The organism is Kaistia sp. 32K (assembly GCF_016629525.1).
Lineage (GTDB): Bacteria > Pseudomonadota > Alphaproteobacteria > Rhizobiales > Kaistiaceae > Kaistia.
In genome coordinates, this window is the sequence record NZ_AP024269.1 from 4,202,851 (window position 1) to 4,219,119 (window position 16,269).

A 16,269-nucleotide genomic window follows, 5' to 3' on the forward strand; every position below is an offset into this window, starting at 1 on the left:
CGATCGAACGATGACCCTCGACCAGCTCCGGATCTTCATCGCCGTCGCCGAGCGCGAGCATCTGACGCGCGCGGCAGAAGCGCTGCGGCTGACGCCATCCGCCGTCAGCTCCGCCATCCAGGTGCTGGAATCGCGCTACGACACGCGCCTGTTCAACCGCGTCGGGCGAAGGATCGAGCTGACCGAGGCGGGGCGGATCTTCCTGGACGAGGCCAAGGCGACGCTCGCCCGCGCCGAAGCGGCGGAACTGGCGCTTTCGGAACTCGGCGGCGCGATGCGCGGCACGCTGACGATCGAGGCGAGCCAGACCATCGCCAGCTACTGGCTGCCGCCGACGCTGGTCCGCTTCCGCACCGCCTATCCGGCGGTCGGCATCCGCCTCGGCGTCGGCAATACCGAGACGGTGCGGCGCGCCGTGCATGACGGCGCCGCCGAGATCGGTTTCATCGAGGGGCATATCGACGATCCGGCGCTGGCGAGCCGGCAGGTCGGCGAAGACAGGCTGATCATCGTCACGGCGCCGGGCCATCCGCTCGCAGGTGCCGAGCACGTCGGCGCGTCAGAGCTGATGCAGACGCGCTGGGTGCTGCGCGAGCACGGATCCGGCACCCGGTCCGTCTTCGAGGCGGCGCTGCGGGCGAAGGGAATTGCGCCGGAGATCCTCGAGGTCGACCTCGAGCTGCCGAGCAACGAGGCGATCCGCGCCGCCGTCGAGATGGGCGGCCACGCCACGGTCGTTTCCGAGCTCGTGGCCGCGCCGCACATCGCCGCCGGCAAGCTGACGCGCGCCGCCTTCCTGATGACGCCGCGCGCGTTCAGCATGATCTGGCACAAGGAGCGCTACCGCTCCAAGGCGTCGCGCACGCTCGATGCGCTGCTGACCGGAAGGCCGGAAGAAGCCGTCAGCGGTTGACGACCGCGCCGCCGATCGACACGACCGGGCTACCATCGGCCGGCAGCGGGCCGCCGCCGATGACGGTCGGGCGCTCATACGGCTTGGCGAGCACCAGCGACCAGTAGGCCTTGTACTTGCTGTTCGGCGCATAGGCCGTGCCGATGCCGATCCGGGTGACGCCCGGCTTCAGCATGTTGGCGTTGTGATGCGGGGAATCGCGCCAGCCGGAGAACGCCTCGGCGAGCGTGCGATAGCCTGCGCCGACATTCTCCGCCGCGATGCCCGCGTCAAAGCCGGATGCGGCCAGGCGACGCTGGAAGCTGCCGCCGACGTCGTGGTTGACCTTGTCGGCCTTGGCCATGGCGCGCGCCTGATCGAGGGCCATCTTGTTGAGCAGCGGGTCGACGGTGACGGAGCCGAGGCCCTTGTTCGCCCGATAGCCGGAGATCAGGCTCGCGGCGGCCTGCGGATCGACGCTGGCGCCGGCGGAATCGATGCGGTTGTAGAAGACGGGCGACTTCGGCGTGGTGTCGACGGTCTCGGAGCAGCCGGCCATCACGGCGGCGGCGGCGAGCGCCGAGAGAAGCAGGGTCAGGCGCCGGGGGGAAAGGGTCATGGGACGGCCTCGGGGGTCAGAGATACGGCGACGGCAGGCATAGTCGAAAATGGAAAACGAACTGCGAATGCCGGGCTAGCCCGGCAACGCCACCCCCGCCTCCCGCAGCCGGCCGAAGATCGCGAAGCGGAGATCGGACCGGACCGTGGCGCCGGAGGCGATGTCGGCGAGATAGCAGCGCAGCTCGAAATCGAGCGACTTCTCGCCGAAATTCAGGAACAGGACGATCGGCTCGGGATAGCGCAGCACCAGCGAATGCGCCTTGGCGCATTCGATCAGGATGGCCTTCACCTGCTCGGCGTCGGAGAGCTTGCTGACCGAGACCGGGACGACGACCCGGCCCGAGCGATCGCGCAGCACCATGTTCTTGACGACGCCGGTGATCAGGCTGGAATTCGGCACGATGACGGTGGCGCGGTCGAAGGTCTCGATCTCGGTGGCGCGCACATTGATGCGCTTGACCGTGCCCTCTTCCGCTCCAACCGTGATCCAGTCCCCCGCCCGGATCGGCCGCTCAGCGAGCAGGATCAGGCCCGAGACGAAATTGTTCACGATCGCCTGCAGGCCGAGACCGATACCGACGGAGAGCGCACCGGCGACGATGGCAATGTTGGAAAGGTCGAGACCGGCATAGCCGAAGGCGAGCGTGGCGGCGAAGATCATGCCGACATAGCCGACGCTGGTGCGGATCGAATTGCGCAATCCGGAATCGAGCCGCGTCGTCGGCAGGAAGCGCGTGTCGAGCCAGCCCTGGATCGACCGCGTGATGATCAAGCCGATCATAAAGACAACGATGCCGGCGATCAGCGTCGACATCGAGATGGTGATCGAGCCGATCTTGAAGCCGAAGAAGAGCTGGCGGATCGTCGCGAACAGGCCGGAGGAATCGACGCCCCACTGGGCGACGATGGCGAGGAACGCCAGCCCGATAAGCGCGAGATGCGCCGCGCCATTGGCCAGTACGCCCGCCTGCGTCACCGAACGCGGGGCGAAGCCGACCGAGGTGATCAGGCGACTGCCGACGACGCCGTCGCGCCGGAACGAGGCGGCGGTCAGTTCGTCCGTCAGCTTCATCAGGAGATAGAGAAGCGACAGCACGACGGCCGTCCAGACGGTCTGCGTCGTGATGAACCGCCCGAGCGCGACATAGCCCATCAGATTGGCGAGGATGGCGGCCCCGGACGCAAGACCGGCCGCCATCAGCGCGAGGCGCCGGAGGCCGAAATCCTCGTCCGCCGGATCGTCGCCCTCCTCCTCGGAGGGCTCCGCGCGCCGGGTCAGCCCGCGGACCATGGCTATCACGAGCACGGCGATGACGATCGATGCGACGCCGTCGAGCGCGATGGTGAAGGAGAGCGAGGCCTGGGTCACCTTGGCGAAGTTCTGGTGGAAGACGACCATCGCCTGCACCGCCGCGATGGCGATGGAAAGCCGGAAGGCCCGCATGGCGACGGCGTCGTCCAGCGCGACGAGCCGCCAGGTGCTGCGCGTCGGCGCCAGCAGGGCCCGCGATATGCCGAAGGCCAGGGAGAAGAAGACGATGGCCGCCGTCGCGCCGGTCCAGAGCTGGTCGATCCGGTAGGGCAGCAGCTCCAGCGCATTGAGGATCGACTGCCCTCCCACCAGCACGATCAGCGGCAGGAAGACGTTCACCGCGACGATCGCGGCGGCGGACATCACCTTGGTCCGCACGGTCGGCTGGGCATCGGCATGGGGCCGGCGCAGCTTCGAGAGCAGGAACCGGCGCCCCGGCACCAGTACCGCGACGATCAGCGCGAGCAGGCCGACGAAGATGGCGATGGCGGAACGATCGCTGCGGCTGGCGACGAGACTGGCCCATTCGCCGACGACGGAGCCGGTACGGCCGGTAATGCCGGGCAGGTCGCTGGCCGCGTCCCCCCACAGTCCCGGATCGATCAGGCTGGTGTTGCGCTCGAGCAGCTCGGCCGTGAACCGCATCCGGCGATGCTCGCCGATCTGCGCCAGCGCATAGGAGCCGTGACTGGCGATCGCCAGCGCCTGCTTCTGGAAACCGGCGAGATCGGAGAGCTGCTTCTCCGCCTCCTGGCGGTTTTCCTTGGCGGCCTCCGATTCCGGCGCATCCGTCGCGCCCGTCGGCTTCAGCTGCTCGACCTGCGCCGTCGCCGCGGCGACCTTCGGCGCCAGCGAATCCGCCAGCGCGTTCGCGGCCGCGACGATATCCGTCACCTGCTGCTTCAGGGCCTTGAACTCGGCGTCGCTGGTACCCTCGCGCTCGATGGCGGCGTCGACCTTCTCCAGCGCGACGTTCCAGCCGTCGATCTGCTTCTGCGGACTTTCCGGCTGCGCCATCGCGCTGCCGGCCATGGCCATGAACAGGATGGCGATGCCGAGCAGCAAGCCACCCAGGCCGTGTCGCGAAAAGCGGGTCCACGTCCGGGAAGACGAGCTAGTGGTCGGGACGAAGGTCTTGCAGAACAAGAAGTGCTCCTGCGGGGCGGTCGGACGGCCGGATCTTGGCGACTGAGCTATAGTATTAAAGATGACGAGAATAGGGATTTCCGTCGCCTTCGGCGCGGTATCCGCAGCGTCACTTCCGCGTCCCGGCCGGACGGCGACGCCGTCGAGGGGTGGCGGCCGGAGACGCCGCCCCTATATCCCCAGGCGCATCCGGGCCGGCGATCCGGCGCCTGCAAGGCTCTGGCGCGGCGGCGTTTCTTCTCTATGCTCGGCGCGTCGTCACCGCTGCCAAGAGGCTGTTCGCAGTGTTCTTCCTGATCCGGCTCGCCCTGCTCTACTGTCTGATCGGGGCCGGTATTCTGTTCGTCCAGCTCGGTTCGACGCCCTGCGAGCGCCCGCTTGTGCTCGACGACGGCACCAGTTCGCTCAAGGGGCCGATCGAATTCGGCCGCCTCGGGCATGACACGGCCTACACCTCGCGCGTCTTCAAGGACGTCGTCTTCTGGCTGCCACGGCTGACCGACTACATCCTCACCGGCGACATCTCGGTGAAGAACTTCCTGTTCGCCACCGACTGCAAGCGCTGATCCAGAGCGTTTTCGAGCGAAGTGGCTCCCGGTTCGCGTGAAGAAAACGCGACAAAACAGAGAGCTAAAGCCGCCTCAGATCACCACGAGTGTCGTCTTGGACGGGACGCGGTCGTAGAGGTCGATGACGTCCTGGTTGAACATGCGGACGCAACCGGACGATGCCGACTTGCCGACCGTCTTCCACTCCGGCGTGCCGTGGATGCGATAGAGCGTATCGACGCCGTCCTTGTAGATGTAGAGCGCGCGCGAGCCGAGCGGGTTCTGCAGGCCGGGCGGCATGCCGGTGCGCCACTTCTCCAGCTCCGGCTTGCGGCCGATCATGGCGGCGGGCGGCGTCCAGGTCGGCCATTTCCGCTTCCACTGCACGACGGCGCGCCCCTTCCACGAATAGCCCTGGCGACCGAGGCCAACGCCATAGCGCATCGCCTTGCCGTCCTTGAGGACGAGGTAGAGGTGCTTTTCCTTGGTGTTGACCACCAGCGTGCCCGGCGCCTCGCCGGTCGGGTCGTCGACGATCTGGCGCAGATATTTGGGATCGACAGTCGAATAGGGAATGGCGGGGAGCTTGTAGTCGCCGTCCTTCAGGGCGGCGTAGCGCGATGCGTTCTCGCTGTCGGCGACCGGCGCGACCGCCTTCACCACTTCCGGCTGGGGCTTCGGCTCGGGCTCCAGCTTCGGCGCCAGGGCCAGGCTCTCGGGACCCTCCTTCGGAACCTGCGCGCAGGCGGCGAGAGCCGATGCGCCGACGACCGACATCCCGGTCAGAAACGACCGGCGCGAAAGAAGCAGAGACACGTGACGGAACCTTGGAACTGGCGGGAGGGGAATGGGTCGGGGGAGCGGACCGTGGAAGTCTCGTGCCAAGGGGAATAAGGCGACGGTGTGGTCCATGCCACCACAACCGTCGCAGAGCAGCCATGCAGGTCTCTTAAGACGCGACCTGTTACCGGAAGGACACGGATCCGGCCGCCTGATCGGAGACCTCGGCGATCGCGTCCGCAAAATCATCGACCCGGAACGCGGCGGCGAAAGCCTCCCGCAGCGCCGGAGCGGTCAGGGACGCGAGCCGAGGCAGGCGGCCGAGGATACGGACCTGCCCGATCCCGGCGATCGCCTGCGCCGTCTCGGGTTCGTCGTCGCCGATCAGGGTGACGCCGAGCACCGGCACGCCGCGATGGCGCAGCGCCTCCAGCGACAAGAGCGAGTGGTTGATCGTGCCGAGCGCGGTGCGGGCGCAGAGCACGACCGGCAGGCGCCAGCGGGCGAAGACGTCACCGAAGGTCACGCTCGACGTCAGCGGCACCAGCACGCCGCCGGCCCCCTCGATGACCAGCGGTCGCTCCGAGGCCGGTGGCGTCAGCCGATCGACGTCGATCGCGATACCCTCGATCGCCGCCGCATGATGCGGCGACCGGGGGGCGCTGAGCCGGTAGGCCTCGGTCAGGATCCGGTCCGGCGCGACCGCGCCCAGCCGGGCGACAGTCTCGCTGTCGGTTTCCTCGTCGAGGCCCGCCTGGACCGGCTTCCAGTAACAGGCGCCGAGCGCGGCGGTCAGCCCCGCCGCGAACACCGTCTTGCCGATGCCGGTATCGGTTCCCGTGACGACGAGGCGCGTCACGGCCCCGCCACCGGCACGATCCCCGTCCGCATACCGAGCTTCGCCAGCAGCGCCGCATCCGCTTCGCGCTGCGGATTGCCTGTGGTCAGCAGCACGTCGCCGGTGAAGATCGAGTTGGCGCCCGCGAGAAAGCAGAGCGCCTGCGTCTCGTCGCTCATGGCGTGGCGGCCGGCGGAGAGACGGACCACGCTTCCCGGCATCAGGATGCGCGCCAGCGCCACCAGCCGCACGAAGGCGATCGGCTCCACCGGCTCACCCTTGTCGAGCACCGGCGTCCCCTTGATCTCGTTCCACATGTTGAGCGGAACGCTTTCCGGATGCCGCTCGAGACCGGCGAGGATCACCAGCATGCCGATGCGGTCGTCGATCGTCTCGCCCATGCCGACGATGCCGCCGGAACAGACCTTGATGCCGCCATCGCGGACATGCGCCAGCGTCTCGAGGCGATCATCCATCGTCCGCGTCGTGATGATCTCGGGATAGAACTCCCGCGAGGTATCGATGTTGTGGTTGTAGTAGTCGAGCCCGGCCTCGCCCAGCCGCTCGACCTGCGCCGGCGTCAGCATGCCGAGGGTGACGCAGGTCTCCAACCCCATCGCGCGGACACCGGAGATCATGGCGCAGACCTGCTCCATGTCGCGGTCCTTCGGGCTCCGCCACGCGGCCCCCATGCAGAAGCGCGTCGCCCCGCCGGCCTTGGCCTTGGCCGCCTCGGCGAGCACGCGCTCGACCGCCATCAGCTTGGTCGCCTTGACGCCGGTGTCGTAGCGGGCGCTTTGCGAGCAATAGCCGCAATCCTCAGGGCAGCCGCCGGTCTTGATGCTGAGCAGGCTCGCCGCCTCGATCACGCTCGGATCGAAGTTCTGCCGATGCAGGGTCTGCGCCCGGAACATCAGATCGGGAAGCGGCAGGTCGTAGATCGCCCGCGCCGCCTCGCGGTCCCGGTCGACGGATGCACGCCCCGCCGCTATCGCGGTCGGGGTGGCGACGACGGATGGCTCCGCGGCTCTCATCGGCCGATCTTTCCGATGAAGCGGGCCGGAACCAGAGCCGCGCCGAAGGCGACCATGGCGATGTTGATGAGATCGCCGAGGATGAACGGCGTGAAGCCGAGCACGATCACCTTGTCGGCCGGCACGAAGAACGCCAGCCAGACCAGGCCAACGGCGTAGGTGACGGCAAGGCCGGCCAGCATCGCGACGACGCGACCGAGCGTCTTGCGGCCTTCGGCCAGCGCGCTGGAGAGCCAGCTCGCGGCGAGATAGCCGAGGAGATAGCCGCCGGTCGGCCCCATCATGTAGGCAAGGCCGATACCGCGCTCGGGCGAATCCGAAAAGACCGGTAGGCCAGCGGCGCCGACGGCGAGATAGCCGAGGAAAGTCGCGAAGGAGAGGCGCGGCCCCATCGCCACCGCGATCGCCATGACGGCGAGCGTATGCAGCGTCATCGGCACCGGCCAGGACGGGATATGGATCTTGGCGCAGATCGTGATCAGCGCGATGCCGGCGACGATGACGGCTAGCGGGCGCGTCAGCGTGCCCGCCTTGCGGGCGGAGAGGGCGAGGACGGAGTTCATAGGGACACCAAATTATAGATAATATTGAAGTCTATCTATAATAGAATCCACAAACCCGTCCGAGTCGCAACCCGATATCGATAATAATCAGCCTTCGATAGCAAAAGCCTCGCGAACCTTGCCGCCCGCCGCCGTCACCGGACGGCGGCCGATCCACTGGACATGGCTGGCGAGGGTCGTGCAGGCGAGATCGACCTGGCGACGACGCAGGGCGGAGAGAATGGCGCGGTGATCATGATCCGTCCGCGACTCCCAATCCGAGCGCCAGGCGGCGAACAGGAAGCGCGCGCTGGCGGCGTGCAGGTCGTCGATCGAGGCGAGCAGGCGCGGCATGCCGCATGGCGAGAGAATGAGCTGGTGGAAGCGGCGGTTGGCTTCCTCCCAGGAGCGGACATCGCGCGAATTATCGCCGGCTTTCGTGGCTTCCTCGGCCTCGTCGAGGATGGCGGCGGTCAGATTCGGCGCGGCATGGCGAAGCGCCAGCACCTCGAGCGCCGCCCGCATTTCCGCCACCTCCTTCACCTCGGCGAGGTTGAAGGCGGCGACGCGGACGCCACGGCGCGGCTCGCTGACGGCAAGCCCCTGCGCCTCCAGACGGCGGAACGCCTCCCGGACGGGCACATGGCTGGCGCCGAACTCCTCGGCGATATGATCCTGGCGCAGGCGCGAGCCGGGCTCGATGTCGCCGGCGATGATCCGTTCGGCCAGCGTGCGGCTGATGCGAACGGCCAGCGTGTCTTCTCTGGGCTTTCTCATCGTTTATAGATAATTTCTCAGATGATGGTTGTCGATCACGTGATGCTGCGACGACGTAGCCGGAAATGCGCTCCGGAACAGCAATCTGCCACTTCCAACGCCCCGGCGCCAAAGCTTTCCCGGCACTTAGCTAAGCTGGCTCTCGTTGCCGGCGCAGCGTTGCCGAATTGCGACGCCTGCCGATTGAGCGACCGGCCTGGCGGGAAGGGTCGACCCTCCTCACGCCCACCCGGGCGCGTCGACGCCGCAACGGATCGCGATGCCTCGCGTCGCGCTCTCGCCGGGGCCAAGATGCAGAACGCCAGGCATGTCGAAGAACTCGCCGTCGAAGCCGACCGGGGCGTGATGGCCCTGCCACGGCTCGATGCAGAGGAATCCCGCGCCCGGCAGCGTCCAGATGCCGAGATGCGGCAGCCCCTCGAAATCCACCGCGATGCCGGGACCGCCGGGCCTGCCGAACCAGACCGCGCGACTTGCCGGCTGGTCGAACACCATCGCGCCGGCCTCGACGAGATCGTCGGCAAGGCTCAGGACGCCATCCGGCGCCGGCGGCCCGCCGGCCGGCGGCGCGAGGCGGCCGTCGACGATCCGCCGGATCGGCGCCCGCTCCGGCTTTTCGAAGCGAAGCTCATAGGCCGTCCGCTCCGGCCCCGGCGACCAGACAAAGGCCGGATGGAAGCCAAGCGACGCCGCCAGGGCGTGCCCGCCGACATTCGTCACGCTGGCAGACTGACGAAGCGCGCCATCCGAGAATTCGAACGCGACATCGAAGCGGAACTCGAACGGATAGATCGCCCGCGTCGCCGCATTCGCCTCGAGCCGCAGCCGACAGGAATGCCCCGTCGCCTCGACCAACTCGAATTCAGCCTCCGGGGCGAAGCCGTGCTGCGGCATCGGGAAGGTTCGGCCCTGATGACGGATCTGATCGTTGGCGGCGCGGCCGACGACCGGGAACAGCACCGGCGCGCGGCGATCCCAGAACGCCGGGTCGCCATGCCACATCCATTCCCGGCCGGTCGGGTCGACGAGCGAGAGCAACTCGGCGCCGCGCCGGCCGATCTCGGCCCGAAAGCCGTCCGTCGCGATGACGACCGGCGCCATCACCGCAGCCGGTCCAGGATCTGGTTCAGCAGCACGGCGCCGAGGATGATGCCACCGCGCACGACATACTGCCAATATTCGGAGACGTTCATCAGCGTCATGCCATTGGCGATGCAGCCGAGGAACAGCACGCCGAGCAGCGTACCCCAGACGCGGCCCTTGCCGCCGAACAGACTAGTGCCGCCGATTATGGTCGCCGAGATGACGTCGAGCTCCATGCCCGTCGCCATCGTGCCGATGCCGGAGCCGACCTGCGAGGCGAGCAGGATGCCGGAGAGCGCGGCGAGCGCGCCGGTGATGGCGAGCGCCAGCGTCTTGGTCAGCGAGACGTCGATGCCCGAAAGGCGCGCCGCCTCGGCATTGCCGCCGACCGCGTAGATGGCGCGGCCGAAGCTCGTGTATTTCATCAGGAAATGCATGGCCGCGAAGACGGCGAGCAGGACGTAGACGGGGAACGGCACGCCGAAGAGATTGCCGGCGCCGAAGAAATAGAACCAGGACGGGAAGCTCGGCATCGGGAAGCCGCCGGTGACGAGATTGGCGATGCCGCGGATCGCCGTGAACAGCGCCAGCGTGGTGATGAAGGTCGGCACGTTGAACCATTGCCGGATCTTGCCGGTGAACACGCCGGTGCCGAAGCCGATAGAGAGCGCCACCAGCGTGCCGATCGCCACGGCGGCGACGCCGCCGATCGAGTCCATGTAGGCATCGCAGAACCAGGCAACGACGCAGCCGGCGAGCCCGGCCGTCGCGCCGATCGACAGGTCGATCTCGCCGGAAATGATCACCGCCGTCATGCCGAAGGCGATGATGCCGAGCATAGACACGGTGCGCAGCACGTTGAAGAAGTTGCCGACCGTGGCGAAGCCAGGCGCAAAAGCGATCAGGAAGACGACCAGGATGAGGAGGATGACCTCCATCGCGTAGATCTTGAGGCTGGTCGCGCCGATCCGCGACATGACAGCGGTCGACATTATGGCGTCCCCTCCATGCAGATTTTGTAGAGCTGAGCGAGCGTGATGTCTTCAGGAAGAACTTCCGCGACCATGCGGCCGTGATACATGACGATGATGCGGTCGGCGACTTCGAGCACTTCTTCCAGCTCGCTGGATACGAAGATCGATGACAGGCCGCGCTCGGCCTTCTGCCACATGATCTCGAAGATCTGCTGCTTGGCCTGCACGTCGATGCCGCGGCTGGGCTCGTCGAAGAACATCACCTTCGGCTCGGTGTTGAGCCAGTTGCCGATGACGATCTTCTGCTGGTTGCCGCCGGAGAGCGACGAGACCGGATCGAGCGGATGCGGCACGCGGATGCTCAGATCCTTGATCTGGCGGTCGACGAAGGGCTGCTCCAGGCGGCGGTCGATCAGACCGTGCCGGGCGATGCGCTGGAGACTGGCGAGGCAGAGATTGTCGTGGCTGGACAGAAGCTGCACCAGGCCGACTTCCTTGCGGTTTTCCGGCGTGTAGCCGAGGCCACGCCGCTTCATCATCTTCGGCGACGGCCGGACGACCGGCTCGCCGTCGAAGACGATGTCGCCGCGATCATAGGGATCGGCGCCGAAGATCGCGCGCAGCACCTCGGTCCGTCCCGAGCCGAGCAGGCCGGCGAAACCGAGAACCTCGCCGCGATAGAGCTCGAACGAGACATCCTCGATGGCGCCGGCGCGCTCCAGGTTGCGGACCGAGAGCACGGGCCGGCTGCGGTCGACATTTCGCCGCGCCGGGCGTTTCGCCATCGACACGTCGCCGAACATCATCTCGACGATCGAGCCGGAGGTCGCCTCGCTCATCTCCGTCGCGCCGATGAAATGGCCGTCGCGCAGCACGGCGCAGGTATCGGCGATGGCGAAGAGCTCGTTCATCCGGTGCGTGATGTAGATCATCGTCACGCCCTTCGCCTTCAGGCGGCGGACGAGCTTGAACAATTGCTCGACCTCCGGCGCCGCCAGCGCCGAGGTCGGCTCGTCGAGCAGCAGGATCGACGGTGCGAAGGACATCGCCTTGACGATCTCGACCGCCTGCTGCTGGCCGACGCTCAGCGTCTCGACCAGCGCGCGCGGATCGAGATCGAGCCCCATGTCAGCGAGCAGGGCGCGGGCATTGGCATGCAGCGTCTGCCAGTCCACCACAGAGCCGCCCATGACGCTGCGATGCGGCAGGCGGCCGAGATAGATGTTCTCGCCGATCGACAGCGAGCGCACGAGCGACAATTCCTGATGCACGGTGACGATGCCGGCCGCATAGGCGTCGCGCGGCGCCTCGAAGCGGACGTACTCGCCATTGACCCAGAGCTCGCCCAGCGTCGGCTGGATGGCCCCTGCCAGCATCTTGACCAGGGTCGACTTGCCGGAGCCGTTCTTGCCCATCAGCGCATGGATGCGCCCGGGCTCGAAACGGTGCGAGAAGCGGCCCACCGCGACCGTCGGTCCGTAGACCTTGGTCACGTCCCTGAATTCGATTGCCCCCCGGGCCATAGGCTCGTTGCTCCAGCGACTGGTTTGGCATCACCGAGCGCAGTCCCGCACGGCCGCGGATTTTGATCCCCCGTCCGCCTCCAGGCTGGGCGCTCCTCCCGACGGGTCGTTGAACGACCTCTTGTCTGTTCATATTTGGATATTTATAGTTCAATTGAGAATGATACGGGCAAAAGAAGGCGTGTCAATGCGGTTCGGCAATGGATGAGACGACGAGCGGGGCCGAGGCGGATGCCTCGGAAAAGCACAGGATCCCCGTCATCGACCGGATGATGGAAATCCTCGAACTGCTGGAGTGGCGGCCGCAGGGCTCGACCATCCGCGAGCTGGTTTCGGCCAGCCGGATGCCGCGCACCACCGTCTACCGCATCCTCAACACGCTGCAGAGCCACGACGTCGTGCGCCGGTCCACGGCCGGCGCCTACACGCTGGGGCGGCGCCTGCTGTCGCTGTCGTCCCGCGTCGCCGTCGACAACCCCGGCTACGACCTCGGCGCTATCGCCCTGCCCTTCCTGGAGACGCTGACCGACGAGATCGGCGAGAGCAGCAAGGTCTCGGTATTCGACAACGGCACCACGCTGGTGCTCGCCAGCACGCAGGGAAAGCGCGAATACGCGTTGATGGTCACGCCGGGCCAGAGCCTGCCGCTGCATGCGGGCGCCGCCAGCAAGGTGTTGCTGGCGCACCTGCCGGAGGCGGAGCGCGAGGCGATCGTCAACGGACCGCTGCAGGCCTTCAACGGCCGCACCTATGCCGAGCCGAAGAAGCTCCGGGCGGAGCTCGCGAAAATCGCCCGCCAGGGCTGGGCAGCGGACCGGGGTGAGTTCTCGCCGAGCGTTCATGCCTTCGGAGCCCCGATCTTCGATTCGGCCGGACGCTGCGTCGGCGCGCTGAGCGTGCCGTTCCTGGCCGGCGCCGACCCGGAGAGGCTGGAGATGATCCGGCGGCGGGCGATCGCCACGGCGACGGCCATCGGCGCCGTGCTGCCGGTCAAGGCGCGCGCCGCCGGCAGCGTCGACAGAGAGCCCGCCTGACAGCGCAGGATCCGCATTCCCGGCGACGAACCGGGAATGCGCCATCCGGAACGAACGGTCCCGCCTATTTCAGGCTCTTCCATTCCTTCTTGAACGCCTGGACCGCCTCAGGATCGGTTCGCGTCAGGCCGAGGACCTTTACGTTGGCGGTCTTGTCGACGGGCTTGCCGTCCAGGATCGCCACCGCCGCGTCGAGCGCCTGCGACCCCATCACGAAGGGCTGCTGCGCCGTCACCGCCTGCAGCACGTTGTCGTCGTCGAGCAGGAAGTTCGCCAGCTGCTCCGAGCCGTCGATGCCGAAAACGACGATGTTGCCCTGCTTGCCGGCATTGCGAACGGCCTGTACCGAGCCGACGGTCCCGCCTTCATTGGCGCCGTAGAGGATGTTGATGTCGGGGTTGGCCGTGATGAGGTCGCCCGCGACCGCCACGGCCTTCTCGGCCAGCCATCCATCCTGCTGCGCCACGACGGTGATCTCGTTGCCGCCGGCCTTGGCCGCCTCGAGGAAGGAATTGGTGCGCAGGTCCGACACCTCGGCGCCAAGCGCGCGGAAGCCGAGCGTCGCGATCTTGGCCTTGCCGCCAAGCTTCTCCTTGATGTATTTCGCCGCCGCCTCGCCGGTCGTGCGACCGAGATCGGCCTGGTTCGAGCTCAGATCCGCATCAACGAAATCCCAACCCAGGTTGAACGTGTTGTAGGCGATGATCTTGACGCCCTTTTCCGAGGCGCGCCGCAGCGCCTGCTCGGAACCCTTCGGGCTGATCGGCGAGATCACGATCGCCTTGACGCCACGGGTGACATAGGTGTCGACCAGCGACTGCTCCTTCTCGGGCTTCGAGTCGGAATTGGCGAGGAGCAGTTCGACGCCGGATTTCTTGGCGGCGGACTTCATGCCGGACTCGATGCCGTTGAAGAACTGGTCCTGCTGGAAGACGATGCCGGCGATCTGCTTGTCGTCCGCCTTCGCGGCCCCTCCGAAGGCGATGGCCGTGGCAAGTGCGGCCGAGGCAAGCATGAGATCACGACGATTCATGGTTTCTCTCCCTGTTTCCACGTCGCGACGCTGCGCGCGTGGTTTTGTTGATCTTTCATCCAACAACGCACTTACGAACCGTCGGAACGTCCGAACGGGATCTGCAGGATCAGCCCACCATCGACGGTCAGGGTGTGGCCGGTGACATAGGCGGCATCCGCCGACGCCAGGAACGCGAAGGCGCCGGCGACTTCCTCCGGCGTTGCGACGCGACCGATCGGGATCGTCGCGTTGGCGCGCGCGCGCTCCCTCGGATCGGCAAGGCCGGGATTGAGCGGCGTGTCGGTGCCGCCCGGCGCCACGGCGTTCACGCGGATGCCGCGCCCGGCATATTCGAGCGCCAGGGTCCGCGTCATGTTGCCGATCGCGCCCTTCGAGGCCGAATAGCTCAGAAATTCCGGCTTCGGCATCCACTCATGCACGGAGGTCGTGTTGATGATCGAGCCGGGCTGGCCGAGCGCCAGCCAGTGCGAGATCGCCGCGCGCGAGCAGAGGAACGTGCCGCGCATGTTGACGCCGATGACGCGCTCGAAGGTCTCGAGGCTCACCTCGTGCGTCGGGGTCTGGATCTGGATGCCGGCATTGTTGACGAGGACATCCAACCCACCGAGCCCGGCGATCGCCTCGGTGACCAAGCGATCGGCGGAAGCCTCATCGGAGACGTCGCCCGCCACCACCAGATGCGGACCGATGGCCGAGGCCTTCATCGCCGCTATCCTGGCGACGAAGTCGGGGTCGGCATGACGGTCATTCAGCGCGACGCGCGCGCCCTCCTCGGCGAAGCGCTCGGCAACGGCGCGGCCGATGCCCTGCGCCGCGCCAGTGACGAGAACGCGAAGATCCCGAAGCCCCCGCATCTCAGCGCCGCCCCTGCCGGTTTTTCGACCGGCCGGGTCGCAGGCCATTCCCGCCGCCGACATTCGTCCCGCCGCTCGCCGGGACGGCGGCACGGCCAGCGCAATCGATTCTGAGCTTCATTCGGCACCTTCTCGCGCGTCTCTCCCGATCGTCGATCGCGACGACCGCCGTGGCGGGGCCGATTGGTTCGGCCTCCTTCGTGAACCGATCCGGAGATGTCGGGGAAGCGTTGGCGCGCTCGCTCGACTCCAAGATCGGTTCATATTTGAACCAAAGCAATTCTGATATGAAGTCTATGGTCAAGTCGAAGCGGCGGTCAAGGCTCGCCGATGGTGCGGCGCGGCCGGTGCGACGCGGGAAAGACACGGAACGGAAAGGCGCGGGATCGACCGCCGAACCGGCCCGCGAACGGGCGTGGCGAAGCGCGGCGGACCGCCTGGCGGAGGCCGTCATCCTGGTGCAAGGAGTTGCAGGGCCACAGGACGCGACCGACTAAGGCGATGCGCCACATCGGAGATTGACGTAAGGTGAGGTGAATGTATCCTTGGCGGGCAATCTCAGATCAGCCCCTAAGCCGAACTGGCGATTGCACCCGCCGGCGACCTGCCAAGCTTGCCGGCGGGCCTCCTCATGTTCCGACGGCCGGCGGAAATGGCGCGCCGACCCATCGGCGACGCGCCGAAAGGCGCGGCTAATCTCCCAGGATGCAATCCAGCAACGGCCGGCTAGGCGCGCAAAAAGGCGTCGGTCGCTTCCAGGATTTCCTTTGACAGTTCTTCCGAATCGGCGATGCGAGCCAGCACCATCGCGCCGATCATCGCGGACCAGCTGCCGATGGCGGCGACGCGCCGCTCCCGCTCGTCGTCCCCAGGCGCGGTCTGCGCGAACAGCTCGATCTGCCGGCGCATCGCCCCCGTCAGCACGTGGCGGGTGTCGCCGGGCGCCCGCGCCATCTCCGGACCGAGCGCCGCGAAGACGCAGCCCTGGCCGGGCGAATCACAGTGCTCGGGCCGGAGATAGAGCTCCGCGAAGGCTTCGAGGTCTATGGGGCGGTCGGCCGGCCGATTTTTCGGATCCAGGATCGCGGCCATCGTCTCCGTCACCAGCTCCTGCTTGCTGGCGAAGTGTCGCGGAAATCCGCCATGCGTCAGGCCGGCCGCCTCCATGACCTCCGCAACTGTCACGCCGTCGATACCGCGCTCGCGGAAGAGCCGGGCCGCCGCCGCGACGATCGCCTGCCGGCTCGCCGCCTTCTTCTCCTGACTGGTTCCCAT

16 protein-coding genes are annotated in these 16,269 nt (G+C 67.2%); 3 read left to right on the forward strand and 13 right to left on the reverse strand.

Annotation, left to right across the window (positions count from 1 at the left end; all coding sequences use genetic code 11):
• The first annotated feature begins 10 nt into the window (after positions 1-10).
• Positions 11-913: a LysR family transcriptional regulator gene (locus tag K32_RS19435; protein WP_201401087.1), complete on the forward strand. Its 903-nt coding sequence runs from the start codon at positions 11-13 to the stop codon at positions 911-913.
• On the opposite strand, the gene K32_RS19440 is transcribed toward K32_RS19435, so the two are convergent.
• Positions 903-1,511 (reverse strand): CAP domain-containing protein, encoded by a 609-nt coding sequence (locus K32_RS19440; RefSeq protein WP_201401088.1) that lies wholly within the window; start codon positions 1,509-1,511, stop codon positions 903-905. The genes K32_RS19435 and K32_RS19440 overlap by 11 nt on opposite strands.
• Positions 1,512-1,586: 75 nt before the next feature.
• The gene (locus K32_RS19445; protein ID WP_201401089.1) at positions 1,587-3,971 is read right to left on the reverse strand and encodes a DUF3772 domain-containing protein; all 2,385 of its coding nucleotides are present in this window, start codon (positions 3,969-3,971) and stop codon (positions 1,587-1,589) included.
• Between the two features lie 284 nt (positions 3,972-4,255).
• On the opposite strand from K32_RS19445, the gene K32_RS19450 reads away from it, so the two are divergent.
• Entirely contained in the window at positions 4,256-4,537 is a 282-nt protein-coding gene (locus K32_RS19450; protein ID WP_201401090.1) for a hypothetical protein, read from the forward strand.
• Between the two features lie 75 nt (positions 4,538-4,612).
• On the opposite strand, the gene K32_RS19455 is transcribed toward K32_RS19450, so the two are convergent.
• From K32_RS19455 to K32_RS19490, 8 genes are all read right to left on the reverse strand, one after another.
• Positions 4,613-5,335 carry a L,D-transpeptidase gene (locus K32_RS19455; RefSeq protein ID WP_371812719.1) on the reverse strand — a complete coding sequence of 241 codons (723 nt, stop codon included), beginning with the start codon at positions 5,333-5,335 and terminating at the stop codon, positions 4,613-4,615.
• A gap of 148 nt (positions 5,336-5,483) precedes the next feature.
• Positions 5,484-6,158 (reverse strand): dethiobiotin synthase, encoded by a 675-nt coding sequence (gene bioD, locus K32_RS19460; protein WP_201401091.1) that lies wholly within the window; start codon positions 6,156-6,158, stop codon positions 5,484-5,486.
• Entirely contained in the window at positions 6,155-7,171 is a 1,017-nt protein-coding gene (bioB, locus tag K32_RS19465) for a biotin synthase BioB (RefSeq protein ID WP_201401092.1), read from the reverse strand. The genes bioD and bioB overlap by 4 nt, the downstream gene beginning before the upstream one ends.
• A complete protein-coding gene (locus K32_RS19470; protein WP_201401093.1) occupies positions 7,168-7,734 on the reverse strand; it encodes a biotin transporter BioY in 567 nt (188 codons plus the stop codon). The genes bioB and K32_RS19470 overlap by 4 nt, the downstream gene beginning before the upstream one ends.
• A gap of 87 nt (positions 7,735-7,821) precedes the next feature.
• Positions 7,822-8,490 carry a GntR family transcriptional regulator gene (locus K32_RS19475; RefSeq protein WP_201401094.1) on the reverse strand — a complete coding sequence of 223 codons (669 nt, stop codon included), beginning with the start codon at positions 8,488-8,490 and terminating at the stop codon, positions 7,822-7,824.
• A gap of 219 nt (positions 8,491-8,709) precedes the next feature.
• On the reverse strand, positions 8,710-9,591 hold the full coding sequence (locus K32_RS19480) for an aldose 1-epimerase family protein (RefSeq protein ID WP_201401095.1): 882 nt from the start codon (positions 9,589-9,591) through the stop codon (positions 8,710-8,712).
• The gene (locus K32_RS19485; protein ID WP_201401096.1) at positions 9,591-10,565 is read right to left on the reverse strand and encodes an ABC transporter permease; all 975 of its coding nucleotides are present in this window, start codon (positions 10,563-10,565) and stop codon (positions 9,591-9,593) included. Before K32_RS19485 ends, K32_RS19480 begins: the two co-directional genes overlap by 1 nt.
• Positions 10,565-12,040: a sugar ABC transporter ATP-binding protein gene (locus tag K32_RS19490; protein WP_244669628.1), complete on the reverse strand. Its 1,476-nt coding sequence runs from the start codon at positions 12,038-12,040 to the stop codon at positions 10,565-10,567. Before K32_RS19490 ends, K32_RS19485 begins: the two co-directional genes overlap by 1 nt.
• 230 nt (positions 12,041-12,270) lie before the next feature.
• Here K32_RS19490 and K32_RS19495 point away from each other — a divergent pair, with 230 nt between their 5' ends.
• Positions 12,271-13,104 carry an IclR family transcriptional regulator gene (locus K32_RS19495; protein ID WP_201401098.1) on the forward strand — a complete coding sequence of 278 codons (834 nt, stop codon included), beginning with the start codon at positions 12,271-12,273 and terminating at the stop codon, positions 13,102-13,104.
• Between the two features lie 64 nt (positions 13,105-13,168).
• On the opposite strand, the gene K32_RS19500 is transcribed toward K32_RS19495, so the two are convergent.
• From K32_RS19500 to K32_RS19510, 3 genes are all read right to left on the reverse strand, one after another.
• A complete protein-coding gene (locus tag K32_RS19500) occupies positions 13,169-14,137 on the reverse strand; it encodes a substrate-binding domain-containing protein (RefSeq protein WP_201401099.1) in 969 nt (322 codons plus the stop codon).
• Positions 14,138-14,208: 71 nt separating this feature from the next.
• A complete protein-coding gene (locus K32_RS19505) occupies positions 14,209-14,994 on the reverse strand; it encodes an SDR family NAD(P)-dependent oxidoreductase (RefSeq protein WP_201401100.1) in 786 nt (261 codons plus the stop codon).
• Between the two features lie 726 nt (positions 14,995-15,720).
• Positions 15,721-16,269 carry a TetR/AcrR family transcriptional regulator gene (locus K32_RS19510; protein ID WP_201401101.1) on the reverse strand — a complete coding sequence of 183 codons (549 nt, stop codon included), beginning with the start codon at positions 16,267-16,269 and terminating at the stop codon, positions 15,721-15,723.

Coding starts and splice junctions, on each gene's coding strand:
- K32_RS19475 (WP_201401094.1), bottom strand. CDS start 8,490: ATGAGAAAGCCCAGAGAAGACACGCTGGCCGTTCGCATCAGCCGCACG.
- K32_RS19485 (WP_201401096.1), bottom strand. CDS start 10,565: ATGTCGACCGCTGTCATGTCGCGGATCGGCGCGACCAGCCTCAAGATC.
- K32_RS19435 (WP_201401087.1), top strand. CDS start 11: ATGACCCTCGACCAGCTCCGGATCTTCATCGCCGTCGCCGAGCGCGAG.
- K32_RS19510 (WP_201401101.1), bottom strand. CDS start 16,269: ATGGGAACCAGTCAGGAGAAGAAGGCGGCGAGCCGGCAGGCGATCGTC.
- K32_RS19440 (WP_201401088.1), bottom strand. CDS start 1,511: ATGACCCTTTCCCCCCGGCGCCTGACCCTGCTTCTCTCGGCGCTCGCC.
- K32_RS19480 (WP_201401095.1), bottom strand. CDS start 9,591: ATGGCGCCGGTCGTCATCGCGACGGACGGCTTTCGGGCCGAGATCGGC.
- K32_RS19470 (WP_201401093.1), bottom strand. CDS start 7,734: ATGAACTCCGTCCTCGCCCTCTCCGCCCGCAAGGCGGGCACGCTGACG.
- K32_RS19505 (WP_201401100.1), bottom strand. CDS start 14,994: ATGCGGGGGCTTCGGGATCTTCGCGTTCTCGTCACTGGCGCGGCGCAG.
- bioB (WP_201401092.1), bottom strand. CDS start 7,171: ATGAGAGCCGCGGAGCCATCCGTCGTCGCCACCCCGACCGCGATAGCG.
- K32_RS19495 (WP_201401098.1), top strand. CDS start 12,271: ATGGATGAGACGACGAGCGGGGCCGAGGCGGATGCCTCGGAAAAGCAC.
- K32_RS19500 (WP_201401099.1), bottom strand. CDS start 14,137: ATGAATCGTCGTGATCTCATGCTTGCCTCGGCCGCACTTGCCACGGCC.